Genomic DNA, 21,919 nt, shown 5'->3' on the forward strand with positions numbered 1-21,919 from the left:
AATTTTGCCTCATTTTCTTTTATTTTTAAGCGTTTTAAAAAAAATAGAGTCAACGACAAGTGTGTAACTTCACTTTTTGGTTAAACAAAAAAGTAGAAACTGCATTATTACAGCATGCATCCATCTAAATTTTATTAATTACCTTTGCTAAACTGTAGCAACCCACAACAAATTTTATAAGGATTAATAAATAAGACTTATAAAGTAATTAAACTAAAGTTATTTTTTTTTACCTTGATATTAGAAAATGCTACGGCAAACTTAAAATCCCACCAGAGTTGCCAAAGAACCCAATATTATAAAATATTTATTCTATTATTATGAGTTTATTATTACCAATTTTAGCCATCGTCACAGGCTCACTTGCTGCCGCTTCTGTTGTTATCAAAAAATCGCCTGATGCGGCCAACCTAATCCAAAAAATCAAGCCCTACGAAGCGTTTATAGGTGCAGCATCCCTTATTGTAGGAACATTGTCGCTCCTAAGCATCACTACCTATTTTAGGGCCAACTTCATTTATGGGTCTATTTGCACAGCCTGTATTGTTTCTTGTATTGTTATGGGATTTTTGCTAGGTTACCCTGTTTTGCAAGACTTTTTGTTGGATGAACTTAGTGAAGATGCTAGAGCAAAAAGCAAAGAAATTTATGAGCGCCTAACTCCCTATAAAATAAGCTCAGGTTTAGTGGCAATGGGTACAGGTGCCTATTTACTGATTACAGGAATTTTATTCTAAGAAGTATACGATATATGCCAAAAACTGTTGATACCCAGCACTTGATTCGTCAACTGGAACGATTAAATCAGCGCCTATCTGAAATTGTTGCTCGAGATTTCCCTAATTTGACCAATGAGCAACTTAATTGGAGAGAAAAAGAGGGAAAATGGAGCATTGCAGAATGCCTAACGCACCTCAACTATGTAGCAGATTATTATTTTCCTGCTACCCTAAAAACAATTGCATCAGCTCAGGCAAGAAAAACAAAACCGCTTCCTACCTTCACTAGGGGCTGGTTAGGGCACTATTATGTGAGTAAATTTCGACTAAGACCTGACAACCAAGTCAAGAACAAGCTAGAGTCGCCCTTAAAATATAATCCACAACTCATTTCATCGAGCCAATTGAATGGAGCAACTGTTATCAAGGATTTTTTGGAACGTCAACAACTAATAGACAAAATGCTGTCTGATTCTAAGACGATTAATATACAGAAAGCACGGGTTTATGCCCTGTTTTTTGGCTTTGTTAATATTCGGCTTGGGGATATGCTAAAGATGCTAATTTATCATACAGAACGTCATATTGTTCAAGCTCAACGCATTCTTTATCACGATTATTTTCCAGGGAATTTTCCTTTGGATGCCCTATTTTCTGAGCGAGAAAATTAGATTCAATTGTTTCTGAAATTAAAAAATAGCTTGATCCTTGGCTAAAGCTAAAACACACCTACAAAACTGATAAACAAATCCCTACCTACTTTTTTTTCTTATTAATCTTGGAAATTCATTTTTTTTTGATTCAACTAGAATTGACAAAATTATCAAAGAACCAATTTTATTAATTACTTTTGCTTTCAAGTTAATTGATTTGAATTAGAACTAATGGAAAATTGTTTCATTCCAAACTCAAATCTTCAAACCTTCAAATTAAAATAAGTACTATGAGCTTACGCAACGATTGGACAAAAGAAGAAATTGAAGCCATTTACAACAAGCCACTTTTAGAATTAATTTATGAAGCGGCTACCATACATCGCAAGAATAATGATCCTAGTGAAGTACAAGTATCTACGCTTCTATCGATTAAGACAGGTGGTTGTCCCGAAAATTGTTCCTACTGCCCACAATCTATTCATCACAACACAGATTTAGAACCTGAACGTTTACTTTCCTTAGATGAGGTAATGACAAAAGCAAGCATTGCTCGACAAAATGGTTCTACCCGTTTTTGTATGGGAGCAGCTTGGAGAAACGTAAAAAATAACAAACAATTTGATCGTGTTATTGACATGGTTAAAGGAGTTAATACATTGGGAATGGAGGTTTGCTGTACGCTTGGCATGCTTACCAAAGAACAAGCTGAACGCTTAAAAGAAGCAGGACTTCATGCCTACAACCACAATTTGGATACCTCGGAAGGACATTACGCAGAAATTATAACTACTCGCACCTATCAGGATCGTCTAGATACCTTGGAACATGTTCGAGAAACAGGTCTCAATGTTTGTAGTGGTGGTATTATTGGTTTGGGCGAAACAACAGAAGATAGAATTACCATGTTGTTTACCTTAGCGAATTTGCCTAAGCATCCAGAATCCGTTCCAGTTAATGCCTTGGTCGCTGTAAAAGGTACTCCATTAGAAAACCAAGAGCGTGTTTCTGTTTGGGATATGGTTCGTATGATTGCTACTGCTCGTATTATTATGCCTAAATCACAGGTTCGCTTATCTGCTGGACGTCAAGAAATGCCGATCACTGAACAAGCCTTGTGCTTTATGGCTGGTGCCAGTTCTATTTTTGCTGGTGAAAAGTTGCTAACAACACCTAATCCAGAAGTTAATCAAGATAAACTTATGTTTGAATTATTGGGATTAAAACCAATGGCTGCATTTAAAGGTCAAGAACAAGAACTAGCAGCAACAGAATTCTAAATATTGAGCAACGTATAAGTTCCCGTTGGGACAAAATAAAAAAGCCAATTACTTTTGAAACAAAAAGTAATTGGCTTTTAAAATTTTGGTAGCTCTACGCAACTATTTGTTTATAAATCATGTTGTTAAAGATGTGGTTTTTGCTTTCCTTCTACAAAAAAGGCAAAAAACCCACAGGGTAATAGAAAAAAGAGCACATTTTTAGCCTCAAACATACTTTTACTCCGTTTATTAACGTTTAGTAAAATAGGACTAACCAATTGATTTTGTTTAGTAAAGCTGTTTAAATTATTCTTTTTGCGCTATCCTATATCTTTTTTTGTTTTTCTACGTATACAATAACAATTAACGCCTAAAGTAAAATTTTCATTTTATTTTGTTCCCGAAAATTGTTGCTTATGAACTTATTAATAATACCTATCTTTTTAATTTTAGGTCTATTCTTTTTGGGAATGGCTATTCTTGTCATTATTAAATTCAAACGAAAAGGAGATTCTGGAAACTTACGTCCTAATGAAGCGAGAGCAGATTCACCGTTCTCTCATTTTAGGCATTTAGACTCCAAGAATTTATAATTCTTCCCCATCTTTATTTAAAATCATTCTATATAATTGCGAGTATTCCACTTACAGTCAAAAAGATACGTCTTTTTTTTGCTATCTATCTCTATTTAGATTAAATTTGTGAAATCAATATTATATTAGAATAGAAATAAAAGTCCCGTTTATCTCATCCCCGAGAACTTTAGTTGATAGAGTTCTTTATCGCCCCGATTGTCTGGGCTGGGGGCTCCTTGGGAAAGTTATTTCTCTATCCTTGTATTTTTTAGTTCAAGGAAATGTGCATCCTGGTTAGGCAATATTGATTACCCACTCACACTTTTTTTTAGGCTTTAAGCCTAAAAGTTATAAGACTTTTATTACTCAAAGCCAATCTGTTTTAGGTTGGCTTTTTGCTTATTTCCCCTTTTCCTAAATCATCGCCAAAAATAAGATTCCCAATAGCATAACTATGATAAGCTGTGTGACAACTCCCAACCAAAAATATCGTTGTTGCCTAATACTTAGCTCCAAATCTACTAAATTAGAAGTTGCTAAATATTGTTTTAATGCTCGAGCTCCTTTGTATAACAAATAATTAAGGTACATCTCTCCTATTAAAAAAAGAACACAAACCCCCAATCCGACTTTGTCTATATACAGTTGTAAATTAAAATCATCCAATATAAAATATAGACCAAATCCTATCCATTGTGTTAGTATAAAAACGCTCAATACCAGTGCTGCCAAACGTTGCCAAAAAAGCATTTTTTGAAGATAAAAGCGAGCCGTCTCATTCATAGTTTGCCCCTAATTAATCCAAGTCACTTTTGGAAAACCCCAATTCCTTCAAATAAGCATTCATTTCTTTTTTTAAGGACAGCGTTGGATGCTTTCGAATCATATCAAAGGCAAAATCAAAATCTTTATAACTGTACTGAATTGGCTGAGACTCGCCCAATGCCTTCATAATAATCGTTGCATTAATAGCAGATAAGATTTTTCGGCTGGTATCTAAAAAGGGAAAGATATAGTTTCGTACAAATTCTTGATATTTTGGAGGATGCAATTCATAATATTGATCGGCCAAACGAGCATAACGATGCATGGTTTCTCGATACTCCATCACAAATACATTGCTCAACTCATTGCGACGAGACTTGAGCATCTCCATGTCATTCGCCTTTAACTGCGCTTCCATGTCCTTTAGAATAAGGCGAACTCGTTCTTTTTTGAGTTTGTATTCATCTTCCAAAGAAAAAAGCTTATCGTTTTGTTGCAATTGGATTTGTTGAATTTGAGCCTGAAGTTTTGCAATAGCTTCCATTTGTTGTCCTCTAGCATACAACCATGTAACCATTACTACGACTATAAACACTAAAATATTTACAGCATAAAAAATCCAATCTGCTTGAATTGCTTCTAAAAATGTCATTGTTTGAAATTAGGGGTTATCAATGTGATCTAGCTCAATACAAATTGTTGTGAAGTGAAGTGCAAGATTGCATTTTCAGCATCGCAACAAGCATCTACAAAAGATACAAAATCCTAGGTATTACTACAAAATGAACGAACTTTATTTTAAAATAATTCCCATTTAAGTCTATTTTTATTACTCCGCTAGAAAATCGTATCAATCTGATAATCAGCAAAACAGGCTTTCATCAACCAAAGTATTAAAAGTATTAAAAAACTGATTATCAAATTAATACATGAACACAGTGAACTGGGCATGCTTATAGCCAAAGCTATAAAAGTGAAGGCACTGCTTTTTTATGTTTTTTACTTCGTGAGCGCTATGCTTTAGTTGTTAAAAAACTATCTCATGACCGTAGGGAATAACTAAGCGCAGCGCTCATGACCACAGGGAACTAATCAGCGGAGTATTATATTTTATAACTACTTGTTTTTTTGGCAGCACTTCTTAAATTTTTTGCCACTACCACAATGACAGGGGTCATTTCTGCCTATTTTTATACTAGTTGACTGGTTTGCAGCAGGTTCTTTTCCCTCTACAAAATACCATCTGCCATTTTCTTTCCTAAAAAAAGAATCCTCAAAATGTGTTTTAAGCTGATTACCATATTTGTAATGCGCTTTAAATAAAACGGTTCCTATCTCATCTTCTTCCTTTCCTTTTGTCGTTTGAACAATTTCCAACCGCATCCAATTGGCTTGTTCTGCCCAACTCTCGATTGTTTTTCGATTGCTCTTTTCTCGATTGATGGGATGGACAGTATCCATGATATAATCGATTGCCAATTTTACATGTGCTGTATATCTAGATCGCATCAAAGCCTCAGCGGTAGGAGCTTGAGCAAGACCTTCTATAAAAGCACCACAACAATCCATATAATTCTTTTTGCTACTACAAGGGCATTTTTCCATGATGTTTAGTTGTTCTGTATCGTTTTGAGATATAAATTTTCCACTTTTTTTCTTGCCCAAGGAGTTCTTCTTAAAAACTTTAAGCTAGATTTAATGCTTGGATCATTATTAAAGCAACGAATATCAATTTTATACCCTAGGTGCTCCCAGCCATAATGTTCTACCAAGTACTCCAAAATCATCAATAAGGTTTTACCGTGAAGTGGATCATTAGATTGGTGTTTTGCCATAATTAAATTGTAGATTAATATCTGAATTAAACAAGTCAAAGTAAACATACAGCTTTTCAGATTATGTTGCTATATTTAGGAAAAGAATAAACCTAGCCTAAAGAAAGAATTTTAGAATCCCCACAAACAAATATTGTATTCAAAACACAAAGCTGTCCCCCAATATACCTAATCATGGAGATAAAAGAAGAAGCACAACAATTAGAAACAGTATTTTTTGCAACACTAGATTCCCTTCGAGGCATTTGGAATGCCAATAATGCTAGTAGTGTTCTACTTTCATTGGTTTTTTTTAAGCGAATATTAGCACTCAAAGATGAGCAGAAAATCGATGCTATCGAAACCAAAGCATCGGATTATCAGTGGGCTAGTAACTTTAGGAATACCGTTGTTGACGATCCAGAACAAGCCATGCGTCAATTGATTGGTACATTGGTATCTTTTTCCAAAAGAAACAAGATACTCAAAAACATTTTTGCGCCACTGGTCTTGGCCTTAGAAGAAGAACAAAACGTACAATTACTTATTCAGGCGATCTTAATGCTCGAACGTTTAGATTTTTCAACCAAGGCGATTTCCGTTAATAGTTTTGGAGCCTTTTTTAACGATAGTCTATATAGAACGGCTTTAAGAGCTGGGAAAATTGGCGTTAAACGAACGACTCCCAAAACGATCAATAGTTTATTGATTGAACTCGCTGCACCAAAAGATGGTGACACAATCTATGACCCTACCGCTGGGCAAGGTTCTACGCTGATTGCCTTATTAAATAAGTTGCCAAATATTGATATTATTGCCCAAGAACAAAATATACATGTTTGGGCGTTGTGCAAAATGAATCTACTGGCAAATGGAGCTTATCATGCACACATTACCAATGGGAATACCCTAACGGAAAATCCTTCTCAGCTTATAAAAGCTGATATTGCCATTGCGCATTTTCCTTTTGGACAATATATTTCTACCGAAATTGTAAAGCAAAAAGCCTATACTTCTATTCCCTTTGATGTAAAAACGCCACACATTCCTTCTAACAGTCTTTTTATTCAGTTGATGCTGTCTAAATTAAATCAAGAAGGGAAAATGATTACCATTATCCCCATCCAAACGCTGGTTAACGATAAAGAGGATAGAAAATTAAGAGAATTCTTGATCCGAAGAGATCTAATAGAAGCCGTAATTACCCTACCCTATGGTTTATTGCATACAACAGGCATTCCTATTTGTATTTTAGTCATCAATAAGAAAAAACGTGCTTCTAGAAAAGAACATATTTTGTTTATTAATGGAGCTAATTTAGCCGTTAAAACGCAATCTAAGCTATATAGAGAACTAACTCCTAAACATATAGAATGCATCAGTGAAGCCTTTCATCATTTAACCACCAATTGTACTTCTGAGTTGGATTCCTGTGTTTCTCACGTTCCTTTGCACCATGTCATTCTTAATAATTATAACCTAGATGCCAAGCGATACGCCTCTCCCTTTATTGCTCAACTCAAACAGTTAGATGATTATGGGCAGCTCATTCGGTTAAAAGAAATATTTAAATCAGAACGCCCTGCCCTTTGGTTTGACGAAACACCACATCAAGATATTCCTTATATCCGACCACAAAACCTCGGTACCTCCATCACGAACTATTTAATCAATACTCAAAATATTACCACGACGAACAAGGTAAAACAAGTAGCAGGGCAGTTAATTAATGAATCTATTTTATTGGTTAATCGCTCAGGAAAAAAACTCAAGACTAGCTATTTTACGTTTGATAAAACGCCCATTTTAGTCAATGAGGATATTATGACATTCCGAATTGATGAAAATAAAGTCTTGATTGAATATCTTCTTTTGCAATTGCACGATAGCCTTTTTATACAGCAACTCAATATGTATAAAACAGATTATCAGCACAAAATGATTAGTGAAGAACAATTTGAAGAACTTCAGATTCGCTTGCCTGCTTTAGAAGAACAGGCTCAAATTATAAAAGAAACAAAAATTCGCTTACTGCAAGAGGAAGAACAGAAGGTAGAACAACTGCGCAATGACCTTAATCTTGGTAAGCAAAGAGCCCAAAATGAACAATATAAAATAATTTCTTCGCTTCAACACGAATTGGGCAATCGACTACCAGCCGTTTTAACCGAAATAAAAAACTTAAAAGATTATTTAAAAGATAAAGAAGAAGAAGGCTCTCCCATTCTATTTTCTGAGCCTATTTTTCCACTTTTTGAAGAAGAAGATCTGGATAGCGTAGATAATTTAGGAACCGTTATCGAACGCATTGAATCTATTCTCGTCCATTCTATTAATAGTTTAGACTCGACAGGAGATATTATCAAAGCTGATCGAAGCAAGCTCAACTTAGAATCTACCAAAATCAAGGATCTGTTAGAGGAAATTCAGCAGATTTATCGACAAGAAAATATCTTTACGATTCAAATCGAAGTAGAAGAGGATGAAAAAGGAAAAGAAAGACCTATTTATACCAAATTAGACAAAACTCAGATTACGACTGTTATTACCAATCTAATTGATAACGCTAAACGACATGGTTTTGTAGAAAAAAACAAGAAATATACCATTCAATTTCGTATCGGTTTATCTTCTGACCAGCAAGAAGTAATTCTCATCTATAAAAATGACGGCAAGAGCTTTCCCAACAACTTCTCTTTTGAGGATTTTATTGGCTATGGTAACTATGCAGGGCAAACAGGGCATTCGGGAATTGGAGGTTATTTAATTCACCAAATCATAGACAATCATAATGGAAACATTAATTATAGAAAAAAAATTGATCACCGAGACCCTTTTAAAGTTCAATTTGAAATTACACTCCCTGTTTTGTAACTTTGGGCGTTATGAATTAAATTCATAAAAGGGGCGTATGATATAAACGTTAATACAATTCATCATAAAATAAAGAAGTAATTTTTAATTAATGAAAGTATCTGTAGGAATTGACATAGGAGGCACCAATACGGTTTGGGGACTGATTGATGAGCATGGAACGGTCCATGTAGAAGGGCAAATTGGCACAAAAGATTTTGACCATCCCACTGATTTTGTGCAAGCAATAGCCACTATTCTAAAAGGGGCTCTAAAAGAACATCAAGATTTTGAATTGATTGGAATCGGAATTGGGGCACCCAATGGTAATTATTTTAACGGCACTATTGAGCATGCTCCTAATCTCGTGTGGAAAGGAGTTGTTCCTCTCAAAAAATTATTTCAACAACATTTTCAACTCCCCATTTGGGTGACCAATGATGCCAATGCAGCAGCGATTGGAGAAATGTTGTTTGGTGTAGCCAAAAAGATGGATAATTTTGTCGTCGTAACATTAGGCACAGGCTTAGGAAGTGGTTTTGTTGTTAATGGCGAATTGATGTATGGCCATGATGCTTTTGCTGGGGAGTTAGGACATACGATTATAGAACGCAATGGTCGAAGTTGCGGTTGTAGTCGCAAAGGTTGTTTAGAGACCTATGCTTCTGCTACAGGAATTGTTCGTACGGCGAAAGAACGACTGAATAATTATACAGGAACAAGTTTATTAAGCCAACAAGCGCAACTTAGCTCCAAAAGCATTGCAGATTGTGCTGAACAAAACGATGCGTTAGCCTTAGAAATTTTTGATTATACAGGTCATCAATTGGGTTTTGCACTAGCCAATACCGTCGCTATTAGCAGTCCACAAGCAATTGTTTTGTTTGGAGGTTTAGCCAATGCGGGAGCACTCATTTTGAATCCTACCAAACATTATATGGAACAATATATGCTCAATCTTTTTAAAGGTAAAGTTGAGTTATTGATTTCTAGTGTTCCAGAACATCACGCTGCTATATTAGGAGCAGGAGCTTTAGTTTGGAAAAATGTTTATGGAGCCTTAGGCTAGTAGAATTAGGGTTGATAAATATATTTATTTACATTTATCAACCCTACGTTTTAGGAATCAAAGCCTACCACTCTAATCCAGGATAAGCACGTTGCATCCATTGCATTTCAGTCAAAATGAACCCCATTTGCTCAGAATGTTTCCCTTGCTTTCCACCTTTCTGCATCCACCCATCTTCAGGTTTTGCTAGTGTTGCTTCGGTTAGGATGGCATCTACTCGTTCATTCCACAATTCCTTAACCGCATTTAGATCAACCCCAATGCCCAATTGGATCATTTGTTGGTCAATTTCATCCATTGCAAATAACTCTCCCACATAATCCCAAGCCTCATTCAATGCCGTTTGCATTTTCTCATGGCTCTCCTCTGTTCCATCTCCCAAACGAATCACCCATTCCGCACTGTATCGATAATGATAGGTTAATTCTTTGAGCGATTTTTTGGCAATAGCCACCAGTTCTTCATCTTTGCTATCACAAAGTGCTGCAAAGAAATGATAGTTAAAGGTATCAAATAAAAATTGACGTGCCATTGTATCGGCAAAGTTACCATTGGCTTGTTCTACCAAAAGAACATTTTTAAATTCACGAGTATCTCGTGTAAATGCCAATGCATCATCTGTTCTGCCCTTTCCTTCTACTTTAGCCGCATATTGCAATAAAACACGAGCATGCCCTACCAAATCCAATGCAATATTGGTTAAGCCAATGTCTGTTTCCAAGCTAGGCCCATGACCACACCACTCTGAAACACGATGCCCCAAAATCAGCGCATTATCTGCAATACGCAATATATATTCAAATAAAGCTTTGTTATTTTCCACAATTCAAATTATTATAATCATTAAAAAAGCCTACATGTGCCCTACTTCATCTGGAATATCATAGAATGTAGGATGGCGATAAGGTTTTGTTTTAGCAGCTTCAAATAACATATCTCCATCATCAGGGATAGAAGCCGTAATGTGTTTTGATTCTACCACCCAAATACTAACCCCTTCTTGTCTGCGAGTATATACATCACGAGCATTTTCAATGGCCATATCTTCATCCGCAGCGTGTAAACTTCCTGCGTGTTTGTGGTGCAATCCTGCTTTACTTCTTATAAATACCTCCCAAAGAGGCCAGTCTTTTTTAGACATAATTTTATACATTTTAATCGTTCGATAATTGTCGTCCAACGTCACGAACTACCCTATAGTTAATAATTAAGTTGTTTGGTCTTAAAAGGCTTTTTAAGCGTTGGATGAAACCATTTCAGCCTTTCTTTTCTCTGCTCTCTTTTTAGCGTGTGCCATAGCAGCCTCACGAACCCATGCTCCCTCTTTGTAAGCTTTGTTTCGATCTCTCAAACGCTGTTTGTTACAAGGACCACCACCTTTTACAACCTGCCAAAACTCCTCCCAGTCAATTTCTCCAAAGTCATAATGACCACGCTCTTCATTCCATTTTAAATCCTTATCGGGAATTGTTAAACCCAAAAACTCTGCTTGAGGTACAGTAGCATCCACAAAAGCTTGGCGCAATTCATCGTTTGATTTACGCTTAATTTTCCAAGCCATAGACTGAGCCGAATGCGTAGATGTTGCATCATTAGGACCAAACATCATTAAAGATGGCCACCACCAACGATTGAGCGCATCTTGCGCCATTTCTTTTTGTTCGGGGCTACCTTGTGCCAAAGCCATTGTAATTTCATACCCTTGGCGCTGATGAAAGCTCTCTTCCTTACAGATACGAACCATTGCACGAGCATAAGGACCATAAGAAGTACGGGTGAGCATCACTTGGTTCATAATGGCAGCACCATCCACCAACCATCCCACAGCACCAATATCAGCCCAAGTCAATGTAGGATAATTAAAAATGCTAGAATATTTAGCTTTTCCAGCGTTTAAGTCTTCAAACATTTGCTCTCTAGAAGTACCCAATGTCTCAGCAGCACTATACAAATACAAGCCGTGACCTCCTTCATCCTGTACCTTTGCTAACAAGGCCATTTTGCGACGCAAAGAAGGCGCTCTACTAATCCAATTGCCTTCTGGCAGCATCCCGATAATTTCAGAATGCGCATGTTGCGATATTTGTCGAACTAAGGTTTTGCGATACTTCTCAGGCATCCAATCCTTGGGTTCTATTTTTATTTCGGCATCAATTTTTGCCTGAAATTTCGCCTCTAAATTTTCAATCGTATTTTCCATAACGAACTTTTTTTGAAATCGCCAATTGTTGTTTAATCTCCATTGTTCTGTCCCCCTCTCTATTGATATATCTAACCAACTGTATTTATTTATTATACCTCATCAAAATCTACCACTACCTTTTCTGTCGTAGGATAAGATTGACAAGTTAAAATAAATCCAGCTTCTACTTCTTCTTTTTCTAAGGCATAATTTAACGCCATTTTTACTGCTCCTTCTTTTAATTTTGCCTTACAGGTACAACAAACTCCCCCTTTGCAAGCAAAAGGCAAATCTGCCCCTTGTTTTAGAGCCGCATCCAACAAGTTCTCTGAACCAAAAGGTAAGTCAAATTGGAATGCTTTTCCATCTAGATTAACGGTAACCTCTGTTATTTTGCCTTTGTCGGCTTCTTTTACCTCGATCTTTTTTTCTTGCCCTAGTTTTCCCAATGGAGACGTGAATAGTTCAAAGTGGATGTGTTTTTCATCGTAACCACGATCAATTAACGTATCTTTAACGGCAAAGATCATAGATTCTGGACCACAGGCAAAGCACTCATCTACATCGGATACATCCAACAATTTGTCAAAAATATCGGTGCACTTTGACGCATCAATACGCCCATTCATCAAAGGAGCATCCAACATTTCTCTACTCAAAAAATAATGCACAATTAGACGCTCCATATAAATATTCTTAAGCGCTTCTATTTGTTCTCTAAAAATAATTGACCCTGTATTTTTGTTGCCATAAAACAAGGTAAAACGACTCTTAGGTTCTGTTTCTAAGACCGTTTTCATAATAGAAATAATTGGCGTAATTCCACTCCCCGCAGCAAAACCAACATAGTGTTTCTCATTCGAGGCATCTAATACCGTATAAAAATTTCCTGTAGGTGTCATTACCTCTAAGGAATCTCCCGCTTGAAGTTGGTGGTTGGCAAAGGTCGAAAATTTACCATTTTCTACTTGCTTTATAGCTACTCTTAACTCCTCATCCGCAGGGCTTGTACAAATAGAATAAGAACGACGAACATCTTCGTTGTTAATATCTGCTTTAAGGGTCAAATACTGTCCTTGTACAAAACTATAAGCTGTTTTTAGTGCTTCAGGTACTTCAAAAGCAATGGAACAACAATCTACAGTTTCTTTTCGTACTTCCTTAATTTTAAGGGTATTAAATGTTGGTTTCATTGATAATCTCATTAATAAGTTCTGAGTTTAGGAGGCAAGCCTCCTAAACTCAGGAAATGTTATAATATAGTATGCTTTATACTTAACAAGCACTTTATAAATGTATTATTTGTGGAATGCCAGCAAGGGTAAATTAGTTTGCATGGTCATTTTTTTGGTTACGCTACCACCAGTAAAAATTTTATCCCACAATGTTTTTTTATGCGTTAACATAGCCAGTATATCAATCTTATTGACTCTACAGAAAGTCTCCAAGCCGTCCTCTATGGTAGAGGCACTCCATACAGAGTAAGTGACTGGCAAGTCGGCAAAATTTTCCTCAAAAGATTTTCTAAAAGCCTCTTCTTCTTTTTGTTTATACGGATAATCCGATGGATTGATGTGTATACAGTGAAGATTTGCTTTAATTGCGGTTGTAATCAAGGCTAATTGAAACAAAAGCTCATTGTCTTTGTCGTCAAAATCTGTTGCATAAGCGATGTTTTTGACTCCTTCAAAAGTGGCTCCTGTAGGAATTGCTAAGACAGGGCAACTAGCGTGTTGAATAACATTTGCGGTATTGGTTCCCCAAACTTTATCCAATGCTTTTCCCGATCCATGCGTCCCCATAATAATCAAATCTGCTTCATTTTCTTCTGCAACAGAAACAATTGTATTTTCAGAACCAGGTCGTACCACATAAGAAATTTCAACCTTTCCATCCTCATTCAACGGCGCTCTTGTAGCAGCCTTAAGATGCTTAAGAACTTCTTGCTCCTTTTCATTGATAATAGATTGAATCATATCGATCGGATAAGTAGATTCAACATAAGGAGGCCAATACAAATGTACAACCACTAAATCAGCACCAATACTTTTGGCCATATCATAGGCATAATAAAATCCCCAACTAGAAGCCGATGAAAAATCGACTGGCACAATTATTTTATCCATAATAGTTCAAATAGTTTAGTTCAAGAATAAATTATATCTCACTCAATTATTCGTGAAAAGCCAACAACGGTAATTTAGTTCTCAAAGCCATTGCTCTTGTGACACTTTTTTCTCCAAATAATTTATCCCAAGCAGAACGGTCATGTGTTAGCATCGCTAGTATGTCAATATTGTTTACTCGACAGAAAATTTCTAAACCATCCTCTACCGTATGTGCACTCCACACATTAAAAACTACTGGCAAATCGCCAAAATTAGCCTTTAATTGTTCTTCGAACTTGGCTCCTTCTGCCAATTGAGGTGTTTCACTAAACAAATTAACATGGATACAATGAACCGTTGAATTGGTAGCAGCAGCTACTACAGCCAGTTGTGCAATAGAATCAATGTCTTTAGAATCAAAATTTGTAGCATAAGCTATATTTTGCGCTGCCTTGAAAGTACTCCCAACAGGAATCGCCAAAACAGGACAATGTGCTTCTTTGATAACCAAACTCGTGTTGCTTCCCCACAATTTACTCGTTGTCTTATCTCCTCCGTGCGTTCCCATTACGATCAAATCAACTTTTTGTCGCTTAGCATAATTCGCAATATCATCTTTCAAACCGTAATCAATATCATAAGTTACGGTGACACTGGTATCATTTGCACTAGAAATAGGACGTTGAGTTGCGGCTTTCAAATGCGCTAAGATTTCTTGTTTTCTCTTTGGAGCATTGGCTTGCAATTTTTCTAAAGAATAAGTAGCTTCTGTAGCTGGCGAATACATGTTTACTACTAAAACCTGTGCGCCAATAGAGGCCGCTAATTCGTAAGCATAGTAAAATCCCCAACTAGAAGAAACCGAAAAATCAAATGGTACTAATATCTTTTCCATAATATGTATGATTAGAATAAAAATAAAAAAATAACTAAATGTTTTGTTATACAATTTTACTGCATTCTATAATCAAATAAAAAGACATTCAACAAGTTGAAAGATGATTTTCATCATCTGATGGCATTCTATCAAATAGAGTTGATACAAACTATAAATTCTTTTCAAACCTTACTTTGATTTGCCCCCCTTTTGAGGGCAAATTGTATTCTAATTTTATAACTAGTCGCTGAGTACAGCCCCAACTTCGAACTAATATTCTAATAAGTTCAAAATCGCATCGTGCACCTTCTCAGTAGATGGCAACATTGTTTTTTCCAACACTTGATTTAAAGGAATCGCAGGAACATCTACAGCACCTAGCGTACGCACAGGAGCATCCAAGTATTCAAAACAATTTTCTTGGATACGAGCAGCAATACTTTGTGCAAAAGTACAGTTGACGGCTTCTTCTGTGACCACCAAACACCTTCCGTGTTTTTTTACTGCATCAAAAATAGTAGCCGTATCCAATGGATATAACGTACGCAAATCAATGACTTCTACTCGTCCATCCAATTTCTGGGCGGCATTCAAAGCCCAATGGACTCCCATACCATAAGTAATGACCGCAATTGATTTGCCTTGTTCTACTTGTTTTTCATCTGCTTTTACTGTAATAGCGGCCTGCCCAAATGGAATCATATAATCCTCGTCAGGCAATACCGTGCGAGCAGTTTCTGTTCCTTTTACTTTTGACCAATACAATCCTTTATGTTCAAATATTACAACGGGATTAGGATCATAATAAGCAGCCTTCATCAAGCCCTTTAAATCAGCCCCATTGCTAGGGTATGCAATTTTAACCCCTTTTATATTAGCAACAACAGATTCTACACTTGAAGAATGATAAGGTCCTCCGCTTCCATAAGCCCCGATTGGTACTCTCAAAATCATACTCACGGGCCATTTTCCATTGGACAAATAGCAAGAACGACTAACCTCTGTAAACAATTGATTCAAACCTGGCCAAATATAATCTGCAAATTGGACTTCAACGATAGGTTTTAAACCTACCGCAGACATTCCTACCGTAGAACCAATGATAAAAGCTTCTTGAATTGGAGTATTAAAAACTCTTCCATCACCAAACTTTTGAGCCAAGGTTGCCGCCTCTCTAAAAACACCCCCTAAACGTCCTCCTACATCTTGCCCATACAACAAACATTCTGGATGTTTGCGCATCAACTCTTCAACCGCTGTCAAGGCACTATCAACCATAACGGTTGCTTCTGCTCCTTCTGGTTGGCGAGTTCCTGTTTCATTAATAACAGGTGTTGCCGCAAAATCGTGTGTATATAAATCATCTGGTCGAGGATCTTCTGCGGCCAAGGCACGCTCAAAATCAGCCAAAACCAATTCTTTTACTTCTGTCTCTATCTGCTGAATCGCTGATGATGTAAACCCAGCATCCAATAACTGTTGCATCATAATTGGATAGGGATCTCTGCTTTTGTGTTCTTCTAGGTCATCTCTATACCATTCCATCCTAACCCCTGAAGTATGGTGATTAAGCAATGGTACTTTAGCGTGTACTAAGAATGGGCGGCGTTCTTTTCTTATGGTTTCCAAAACCTCTTTTAAGGCTAGGTAACATTCTGTAAAATCATTTCCATTGATTTTTACGGCCTCAATTCCTTTAAACCCCTGAATAAATTCATAAGCATCTTGCGCCCGTATTTCGTCTGCACTAGCAGATATATCCCAATCATTATCCTGTACCAAATACAAGATTGGCAATTGTTTTAATGCTGCCATTTGAAAAGCCTCGGACACTTCTCCCTCTGTAACAGAGGCATCGCCCAAAGAGCAAACAACAACAGGTTGGTCTGCTACGGTCGCATAATCGACCATTTTTTGCTGTTCTTTATATTGAATTCCCATTGCAACCCCTGTTGTAGGAATGGCTTGCATTCCAGTAGCTGAAGATTGATGTGGAATTTTAGGCTTGTCATCATCTTTTAAACTAGGATGAGAATAATAGGTTCTTCCCCCAGAAAATGGATCATCCCGTTTAGCCAATACTTGAAGCATCAACTCATAAGGTTGCATACCTATACTTAATAAAATAGAATCATCTCTATAATAAGGAGCAACAAAATCTTGTGCTTCCAACTGCATTCCCAAAGCCAACTGAACCGCTTCATGGCCTCTAGATGTTGCATGAACATATTTAGAAGCTACTTTTACATTTGCCTCATAGGTTTCCGCCATTGTCTTTGCGGTTGCCATCAAACGAAATGCTTCTTCTAATACCGTTTTGGGCATTGTTTGGGCAGTTGTTTTAGTTTTTTTTGTGCGTGTTTTAGTTTTCGACATAGTGTTAGATGATTGATTGAATGCACCAAATATACGAACAAGTGTTCGCTTTTTTGTTTTTGCAAGTTAGTTTTTTTCAAAAATATCTCCTAATGTTAACAGGGCTATGTTTAAAATAGGAACCAAAATAATTTAAAAAAAAGGCTGTATAAGCTGGTATTTGCTAGAAACGTACAATATTTTATTGTAAAAAATAGTTATAAATAGATACTGTCTATACCAGCCTTCTTTTTCACCACTAATGCAGCTTTATGAAAATACATCCCCCCTAACTTAGCACTTTTTTAAGCCACTCTGTTCAATCCTTTCTCTTCATAAAAACACCACCTTATGAACAGCTTAAAACATCTAAAAAACCTAAGCATAGGCTGCCTTATGCTGCTGCTATTTTGCGCTGCTTCTTATCGCATTATTCCTGTTGTATCTCTAAATGGCATGACCAATGGTCCTATAGAGGTCAATAATTTTATTCGCAATACCCATTTAGAAATCACCTGTCCTAGAAGTCGAGACTGTGCAATTCATACCTATACGATGTATCATATTTCTCTAACCAAAGAGCTGCAAATTATCAAAGGAAAACAATGCGCTTTCTCTCCTTCTATCCAAGCAGCTATAAAACAAGCTGAAAAAGGAGACAAGTATATATTTATTGGCGTAAAAGTACGCTGCGAAGGAGACGTAAAATCAATTAGCGTAAATCCTCTCAATTTTAATATCAAGTAATTTTTTCTAAAAAAAGGGCACGAACCAACTTATTTCACTAAGTCATTTAGTGCAGTTGCCTACAAAATATTAGAACCATTTTGGGTTTACTTTTTAATGTAAACAAAGACCTATTTAATCTCATCAGAAATCTTGTTCTTGATGGGATTTTTTTACTTTTGCGCCATTATTTTAAATTTTAAACTACTAAAAACATGAAAAATTTTATTCAAGCCACCCTTTTTGTTATTGTAGCATTAGTAGGTGGTCTAATGACATCCTCGTGTGATCCTTGCGAAGGTACTGTCTGTACGGACGGATACTGTAGCAATGGAACTTGTATCTGCTATGATGGTTATGAAAAAAGTAACAACCAATGCATTCCCTTTAATAAGGAATATACTGGTGAAAACATGCAGGGAATAGAGGTTGAAGACAGCAAAATGCTTGTTCCTCCTAGCTCTAAACCCGTTACTTATACGATTGTAGCTTCAGAAACCGATCCACTCAAAATTATTTTGAAGGATTTTAACAACCTAGCTGGTAATGATGTCACTTTTACCATCAATTCTAGTAAAAGAAACAGGCTGATTGAAGAGGGAGTTATCTCAAAAATTGGTCGTTTTTACAAAGTGAGTGGCTTTAAAGAAGAAAATGAAATAAAATTAACATTAATAGAAACTCAAGGTCCAACTTTTATGCAGACATTTGGTCAGTTTAACCTTACACTACAACAATAATCTAGGAGATTTAATGCGCTCCAGTTTTGATAAAAGAAGCCCTTTGGAATTACTCCAAGGGGCTTTTTCGTAAAACAATATTTTATTTCTAATGGATGTAATCTAAACATTAAAATATACTCAACAAGCCAGCCCCTCCAATAACAAGGTTGCTATTTGAGTTTTGAGCAAGTCAGGACTTACCTTCCTGCTGGGTTTGTACCAATAATGTAGCCATCGAACAGAAGTTAGAATCGTGTACAAAGCAACATTAGAATCAATGTCTTTGAGTTCCTTATTTTTAATTCCATGAATAATAATCTGCTGGAAACGGCTTTCATAATCCTTTCTAAGCTTCAAAAATTGATTTAAATTAGATTCGTAATTATCATTCGTAAGATGTTTCCATTCGTCATTAAATACCGTCACAGAAGTAGGATTAGTGATTGCTATGTCCACGTGCAAAGCAATAATCGCCTTAATTTTATCAATTGTGCTGCCCTCCATCCGCTCAATAACATCCATGCCATTAATAAACAAATGAGCATTGTCAAAACATATTTTCTGAAGTAATTCTTCTTTAGATCCTATGTGACTATATAAGCTAGATACTTTTAAATCTACTCGTTCGGCAAGATCCCTCATAGAAGCAGCTTTATAGCCTTTTTCTCTAAATAGACGAGCAGCCGCCTCGTAAATTGCTTCCTTTTTACGTTTTTTGGGTTTGTTCTTTTTTATCATAAATATTAGGTCAGTAGCTTAGTTACGTCCATTTTTTTGCATAAATTATTGGTAGCACTAATTATCGTGGCACAAATTTAAGTAAAATTAGGGTGAATAATAAAAAACCATTAGTTTTGCGCTAAACTTAGGATTTTAGCAATCCTTGCATTGAATATACAATACTTTTTCACACGACTTACAAAAATAAATCAAAATGAAATTTTTTGTTGATACTGCCAACTTAGCGCAAATTCAAGAAGCCTACGATTTAGGTATTTTAGATGGAGTAACTACCAACCCATCATTAATGGCAAAAGAAGGTATTAGTGGTCAAGAAGCAGTACTAGAACATTACAGAAAAATCTGTGCGATTGTTGATGGCGATGTTAGTGCAGAAGTGATTGCAACAGACTTTGAGGGTATTGTAAAAGAAGGAGAAGCTTTGGCTGCATTGCACCCTAATATCGTAGTTAAGGTTCCAATGATAAAAGATGGAATCAAAGCAATTAAGCATTTTTCAAGCAAAGGTATTCGCACAAATTGTACACTAGTTTTTTCTGCTGGTCAAGCTATTTTAGCTGCTAAAGCAGGTGCTACTTATTTATCTCCTTTTATTGGACGTGTTGATGATATTTCTTGGGATGGGATGGACTTGATTGATCAAATTGTTCACATTTATAACTTCTATGGCTACAAAACAGAGGTTTTGGCAGCGTCTATCCGCAACCCATTGCACATCATCAAGTGTGCAGAAATAGGTGCAGATGTTGTTACTTGTCCTTTAAATGCTATTTTAGCCTTGTTAAAACACCCACTTACAGATATTGGACTTGCTAAGTTTTTAGCAGATCATAAAAAAGTGAATAGCTAAACGAACGAGTTATCAAAAAGCATAAAAAAGGCGACCGTGTGTTTCACGGTCGCCTTTTTTTATGCTTTCTATCGATCAAATCACCTTATTATAAGGACCAATCCATAATTTTCTTTATCCACTTTAGACCCAACTTATAAGGAGCATAGCGAATAGGTTCCTCAACCAAAAAAGAACGGTGCAAAACAGCTTTTTTGTGTGAAAATAAATCAAAAGAATGTGGTCCATGATAAGCGCCTATACCACTATCTCCTACTCCCCCAAATGGCAAATGCCCATTTGCCATATGCATTAGCGTATCATTGATGGTGACACCACCTGCCGAAGTTTCGGACAAAATTCGGTCAATTTTTTTATTGTTTTTAGAGAAGATGTACAAAGCCAATGGCTTGGGTTTTGATTTAATTAAATCAATGGCTTCTTTTAGGTTTCCATACGTTACAATTGGTAAAATTGGTCCAAAAATTTCCTCTTGCATGGCAGCAGATTCTAGCCCTACATTTTCTAAAATAGTTGGTGCGATATACTTGTTAGCACGATCCATTTGCCCACCTTCTGTAATGTCGCCATCTTTTAGATAAGCCGCCAAACGATCAAAATGAATTTCATTAATAATTCTGCCTAAATGTTCGCTTTCTTGAGGGTTTTCGCCAAAAAATTGATGGATATAAAACTTTAGTTTAGCAACCAAAGCATCTTTTATTTTTCGGTCTACCAATAGATAATCTGGTGCAATACAAGATTGCCCACTATTAATAAATTTCCCCCAAATAATTCGTTTAGCCGTATAATCCAATTGAATATCCGTATCTACAATACAAGGACTCTTTCCTCCTAACTCTAGCGCAACAGGCGTCAAATGTTTGGCAGCAGCCTGATAAACAATATTGCCCACTTTAGTGCTTCCTGTAAAGAAAATAAAATCAAATTTCTCGTTCAACAACAGTTGGGTCTCAGGAACAGCCCCTTCTATCATTGTGATGTATTGAGCATCAAAAGTAGCATTGATCAATCGGGTTAATAAGGTTGAAGTATGTACAGCATATTCTGACGGTTTTAGAATTGCTGTATTTCCCGCAGCAATAGCACCAACTAATGGCGCTAACAATAACTGTACAGGATAGTTCCATGGAGCAATAATTAGTATATTCCCATAAGGATCTGGTTTGATATAACTGCTTGCAACATAATGAAAGGGAGGTGTCTTAACCTTTTTAGGTCTTGCCCAAGTCTTTAGTTTAGCAATCGATTTATCAATATCAACCAATACAAAACCTATTTCGGTAGCGTAAGCCTCAAATTCATGTTTGTGCAAATCTTTATGAAGCGCATCTAATAAAGCACTTTCATTGTCCAAGATCATTTGCTTTAACTTTTGTAATTGCTGCTTCCTAAAATTTAAATCTTTGGTGGCATTGCTTGCAAAATAATCTCGTTGCGCTTGCAAAATTGTTTGAACCTGATTTGCCGTCAAGTTGGAATTGGTATCTGTAATTGTGCTCATGATGATGAATAAGACTTGATAAATTGATTGATTGTTTGCTACAATAAGACTTTGGTGATTGTTCAATATTGTATAATACTATAACCATTTTAAAAGAAAATGGTTTTAATGGAATACCATCCACTAAAACCATTAAGATAACTT

Annotated in this window: 22 protein-coding genes; 9 read left to right on the top strand and 13 right to left on the bottom strand. The window is 36.3% G+C overall.

The genetic code is table 11. The annotated features are described in order from the left end of the window. Nucleotides 1-320 precede the first annotated feature (320 nt). The 4 genes from AsAng_RS11045 (at nucleotide 321) to AsAng_RS11060 (ending at nucleotide 3,227) form a co-directional block, all read left to right on the top strand. Complete coding sequence (locus AsAng_RS11045; protein ID WP_264792840.1) at nucleotides 321-737, top strand: hypothetical protein; 417 nt, start codon at nucleotides 321-323, stop codon at nucleotides 735-737. A 14-nt stretch (nucleotides 738-751) separates the two neighbouring features. Continuing rightward, complete coding sequence (locus AsAng_RS11050; protein WP_264792841.1) at nucleotides 752-1,390, top strand: DinB family protein; 639 nt, start codon at nucleotides 752-754, stop codon at nucleotides 1,388-1,390. A 272-nt stretch (nucleotides 1,391-1,662) separates the two neighbouring features. After that, entirely contained in the window at nucleotides 1,663-2,652 is a 990-nt protein-coding gene (bioB, locus tag AsAng_RS11055; protein WP_264792842.1) for a biotin synthase BioB, read from the top strand. A gap of 398 nt (nucleotides 2,653-3,050) precedes the next feature. After that, complete coding sequence (locus tag AsAng_RS11060; protein ID WP_264792843.1) at nucleotides 3,051-3,227, top strand: hypothetical protein; 177 nt, start codon at nucleotides 3,051-3,053, stop codon at nucleotides 3,225-3,227. Between the two features lie 396 nt (nucleotides 3,228-3,623). Here AsAng_RS11060 and AsAng_RS11065 read toward each other — a convergent pair whose 3' ends face one another. The 4 genes from AsAng_RS11065 to AsAng_RS11080 form a co-directional block, all read right to left on the bottom strand. After that, the gene (locus AsAng_RS11065) at nucleotides 3,624-3,992 is read right to left on the bottom strand and encodes a hypothetical protein (RefSeq protein WP_264792844.1); all 369 of its coding nucleotides are present in this window, start codon (nucleotides 3,990-3,992) and stop codon (nucleotides 3,624-3,626) included. A 13-nt stretch (nucleotides 3,993-4,005) separates the two neighbouring features. Next, a complete protein-coding gene (locus tag AsAng_RS11070) occupies nucleotides 4,006-4,626 on the bottom strand; it encodes a hypothetical protein (RefSeq protein WP_264792845.1) in 621 nt (206 codons plus the stop codon). A gap of 464 nt (nucleotides 4,627-5,090) precedes the next feature. Beyond that, entirely contained in the window at nucleotides 5,091-5,579 is a 489-nt protein-coding gene (locus tag AsAng_RS11075; protein ID WP_264792846.1) for a YchJ family protein, read from the bottom strand. A gap of 5 nt (nucleotides 5,580-5,584) precedes the next feature. Continuing rightward, complete coding sequence (locus AsAng_RS11080) at nucleotides 5,585-5,809, bottom strand: VF530 family protein (protein WP_264792847.1); 225 nt, start codon at nucleotides 5,807-5,809, stop codon at nucleotides 5,585-5,587. A 174-nt stretch (nucleotides 5,810-5,983) separates the two neighbouring features. Here AsAng_RS11080 and AsAng_RS11085 point away from each other — a divergent pair, with 174 nt between their 5' ends. Continuing rightward, a complete protein-coding gene (locus tag AsAng_RS11085; RefSeq protein ID WP_264792848.1) occupies nucleotides 5,984-8,662 on the top strand; it encodes an N-6 DNA methylase in 2,679 nt (892 codons plus the stop codon). A 91-nt stretch (nucleotides 8,663-8,753) separates the two neighbouring features. Next, nucleotides 8,754-9,710 carry an ROK family protein gene (locus AsAng_RS11090; protein ID WP_264792849.1) on the top strand — a complete coding sequence of 319 codons (957 nt, stop codon included), beginning with the start codon at nucleotides 8,754-8,756 and terminating at the stop codon, nucleotides 9,708-9,710. A gap of 64 nt (nucleotides 9,711-9,774) precedes the next feature. Here the strand turns inward: AsAng_RS11090 and paaC are convergent, their stop codons facing one another. The 7 genes from paaC to AsAng_RS11125 all read right to left on the bottom strand — a co-directional run bounded on the left by paaC (nucleotide 9,775) and on the right by AsAng_RS11125 (nucleotide 17,253). Beyond that, complete coding sequence (paaC, locus tag AsAng_RS11095; protein ID WP_264792850.1) at nucleotides 9,775-10,533, bottom strand: 1,2-phenylacetyl-CoA epoxidase subunit PaaC; 759 nt, start codon at nucleotides 10,531-10,533, stop codon at nucleotides 9,775-9,777. 30 nt (nucleotides 10,534-10,563) lie between these two features. Then, nucleotides 10,564-10,851 carry a 1,2-phenylacetyl-CoA epoxidase subunit PaaB gene (paaB, locus tag AsAng_RS11100; RefSeq protein ID WP_264792851.1) on the bottom strand — a complete coding sequence of 96 codons (288 nt, stop codon included), beginning with the start codon at nucleotides 10,849-10,851 and terminating at the stop codon, nucleotides 10,564-10,566. Nucleotides 10,852-10,944: 93 nt separating this feature from the next. Then, nucleotides 10,945-11,910 carry a 1,2-phenylacetyl-CoA epoxidase subunit PaaA gene (gene paaA, locus AsAng_RS11105; protein ID WP_264792852.1) on the bottom strand — a complete coding sequence of 322 codons (966 nt, stop codon included), beginning with the start codon at nucleotides 11,908-11,910 and terminating at the stop codon, nucleotides 10,945-10,947. Nucleotides 11,911-12,002: 92 nt separating this feature from the next. After that, nucleotides 12,003-13,085, bottom strand: a complete 1,083-nt coding sequence (paaE, locus tag AsAng_RS11110) for a 1,2-phenylacetyl-CoA epoxidase subunit PaaE (protein ID WP_264792853.1) — start codon at nucleotides 13,083-13,085, stop codon at nucleotides 12,003-12,005. 105 nt (nucleotides 13,086-13,190) lie between these two features. Further along, nucleotides 13,191-14,018 carry a universal stress protein gene (locus AsAng_RS11115; protein ID WP_264792854.1) on the bottom strand — a complete coding sequence of 276 codons (828 nt, stop codon included), beginning with the start codon at nucleotides 14,016-14,018 and terminating at the stop codon, nucleotides 13,191-13,193. Nucleotides 14,019-14,064: 46 nt separating this feature from the next. Then, nucleotides 14,065-14,895 carry a universal stress protein gene (locus tag AsAng_RS11120; RefSeq protein WP_264792855.1) on the bottom strand — a complete coding sequence of 277 codons (831 nt, stop codon included), beginning with the start codon at nucleotides 14,893-14,895 and terminating at the stop codon, nucleotides 14,065-14,067. 252 nt (nucleotides 14,896-15,147) lie between these two features. Then, complete coding sequence (locus AsAng_RS11125; RefSeq protein WP_264792856.1) at nucleotides 15,148-17,253, bottom strand: alpha-ketoacid dehydrogenase subunit alpha/beta; 2,106 nt, start codon at nucleotides 17,251-17,253, stop codon at nucleotides 15,148-15,150. A 330-nt stretch (nucleotides 17,254-17,583) separates the two neighbouring features. Between AsAng_RS11125 and AsAng_RS11130 the strand changes: the two genes are divergently transcribed. Both AsAng_RS11130 and AsAng_RS11135 read left to right on the top strand, forming a co-directional pair. After that, on the top strand, nucleotides 17,584-17,979 hold the full coding sequence (locus AsAng_RS11130) for a hypothetical protein (RefSeq protein ID WP_264792857.1): 396 nt from the start codon (nucleotides 17,584-17,586) through the stop codon (nucleotides 17,977-17,979). 194 nt (nucleotides 17,980-18,173) lie between these two features. Further along, nucleotides 18,174-18,698: a hypothetical protein gene (locus tag AsAng_RS11135; protein ID WP_264792858.1), complete on the top strand. Its 525-nt coding sequence runs from the start codon at nucleotides 18,174-18,176 to the stop codon at nucleotides 18,696-18,698. Between the two features lie 120 nt (nucleotides 18,699-18,818). On the opposite strand, the gene AsAng_RS11140 is transcribed toward AsAng_RS11135, so the two are convergent. After that, entirely contained in the window at nucleotides 18,819-19,418 is a 600-nt protein-coding gene (locus AsAng_RS11140; RefSeq protein ID WP_264792859.1) for a TetR/AcrR family transcriptional regulator, read from the bottom strand. Nucleotides 19,419-19,614: 196 nt separating this feature from the next. Between AsAng_RS11140 and fsa the strand changes: the two genes are divergently transcribed. Continuing rightward, nucleotides 19,615-20,271, top strand: coding sequence for a fructose-6-phosphate aldolase (gene fsa / locus AsAng_RS11145; RefSeq protein WP_264792860.1), 657 nt, complete (start codon nucleotides 19,615-19,617; stop codon nucleotides 20,269-20,271). An 88-nt stretch (nucleotides 20,272-20,359) separates the two neighbouring features. Here fsa and AsAng_RS11150 read toward each other — a convergent pair whose 3' ends face one another. Next, complete coding sequence (locus tag AsAng_RS11150; protein ID WP_264792861.1) at nucleotides 20,360-21,775, bottom strand: aldehyde dehydrogenase; 1,416 nt, start codon at nucleotides 21,773-21,775, stop codon at nucleotides 20,360-20,362. Between the last annotated feature and the right edge of the window lie 144 nt (nucleotides 21,776-21,919).

Origin of the sequence: Aureispira anguillae (assembly GCF_026000115.1) — a bacterium.
GTDB lineage: Bacteria > Bacteroidota > Bacteroidia > Chitinophagales > Saprospiraceae > Aureispira > Aureispira anguillae.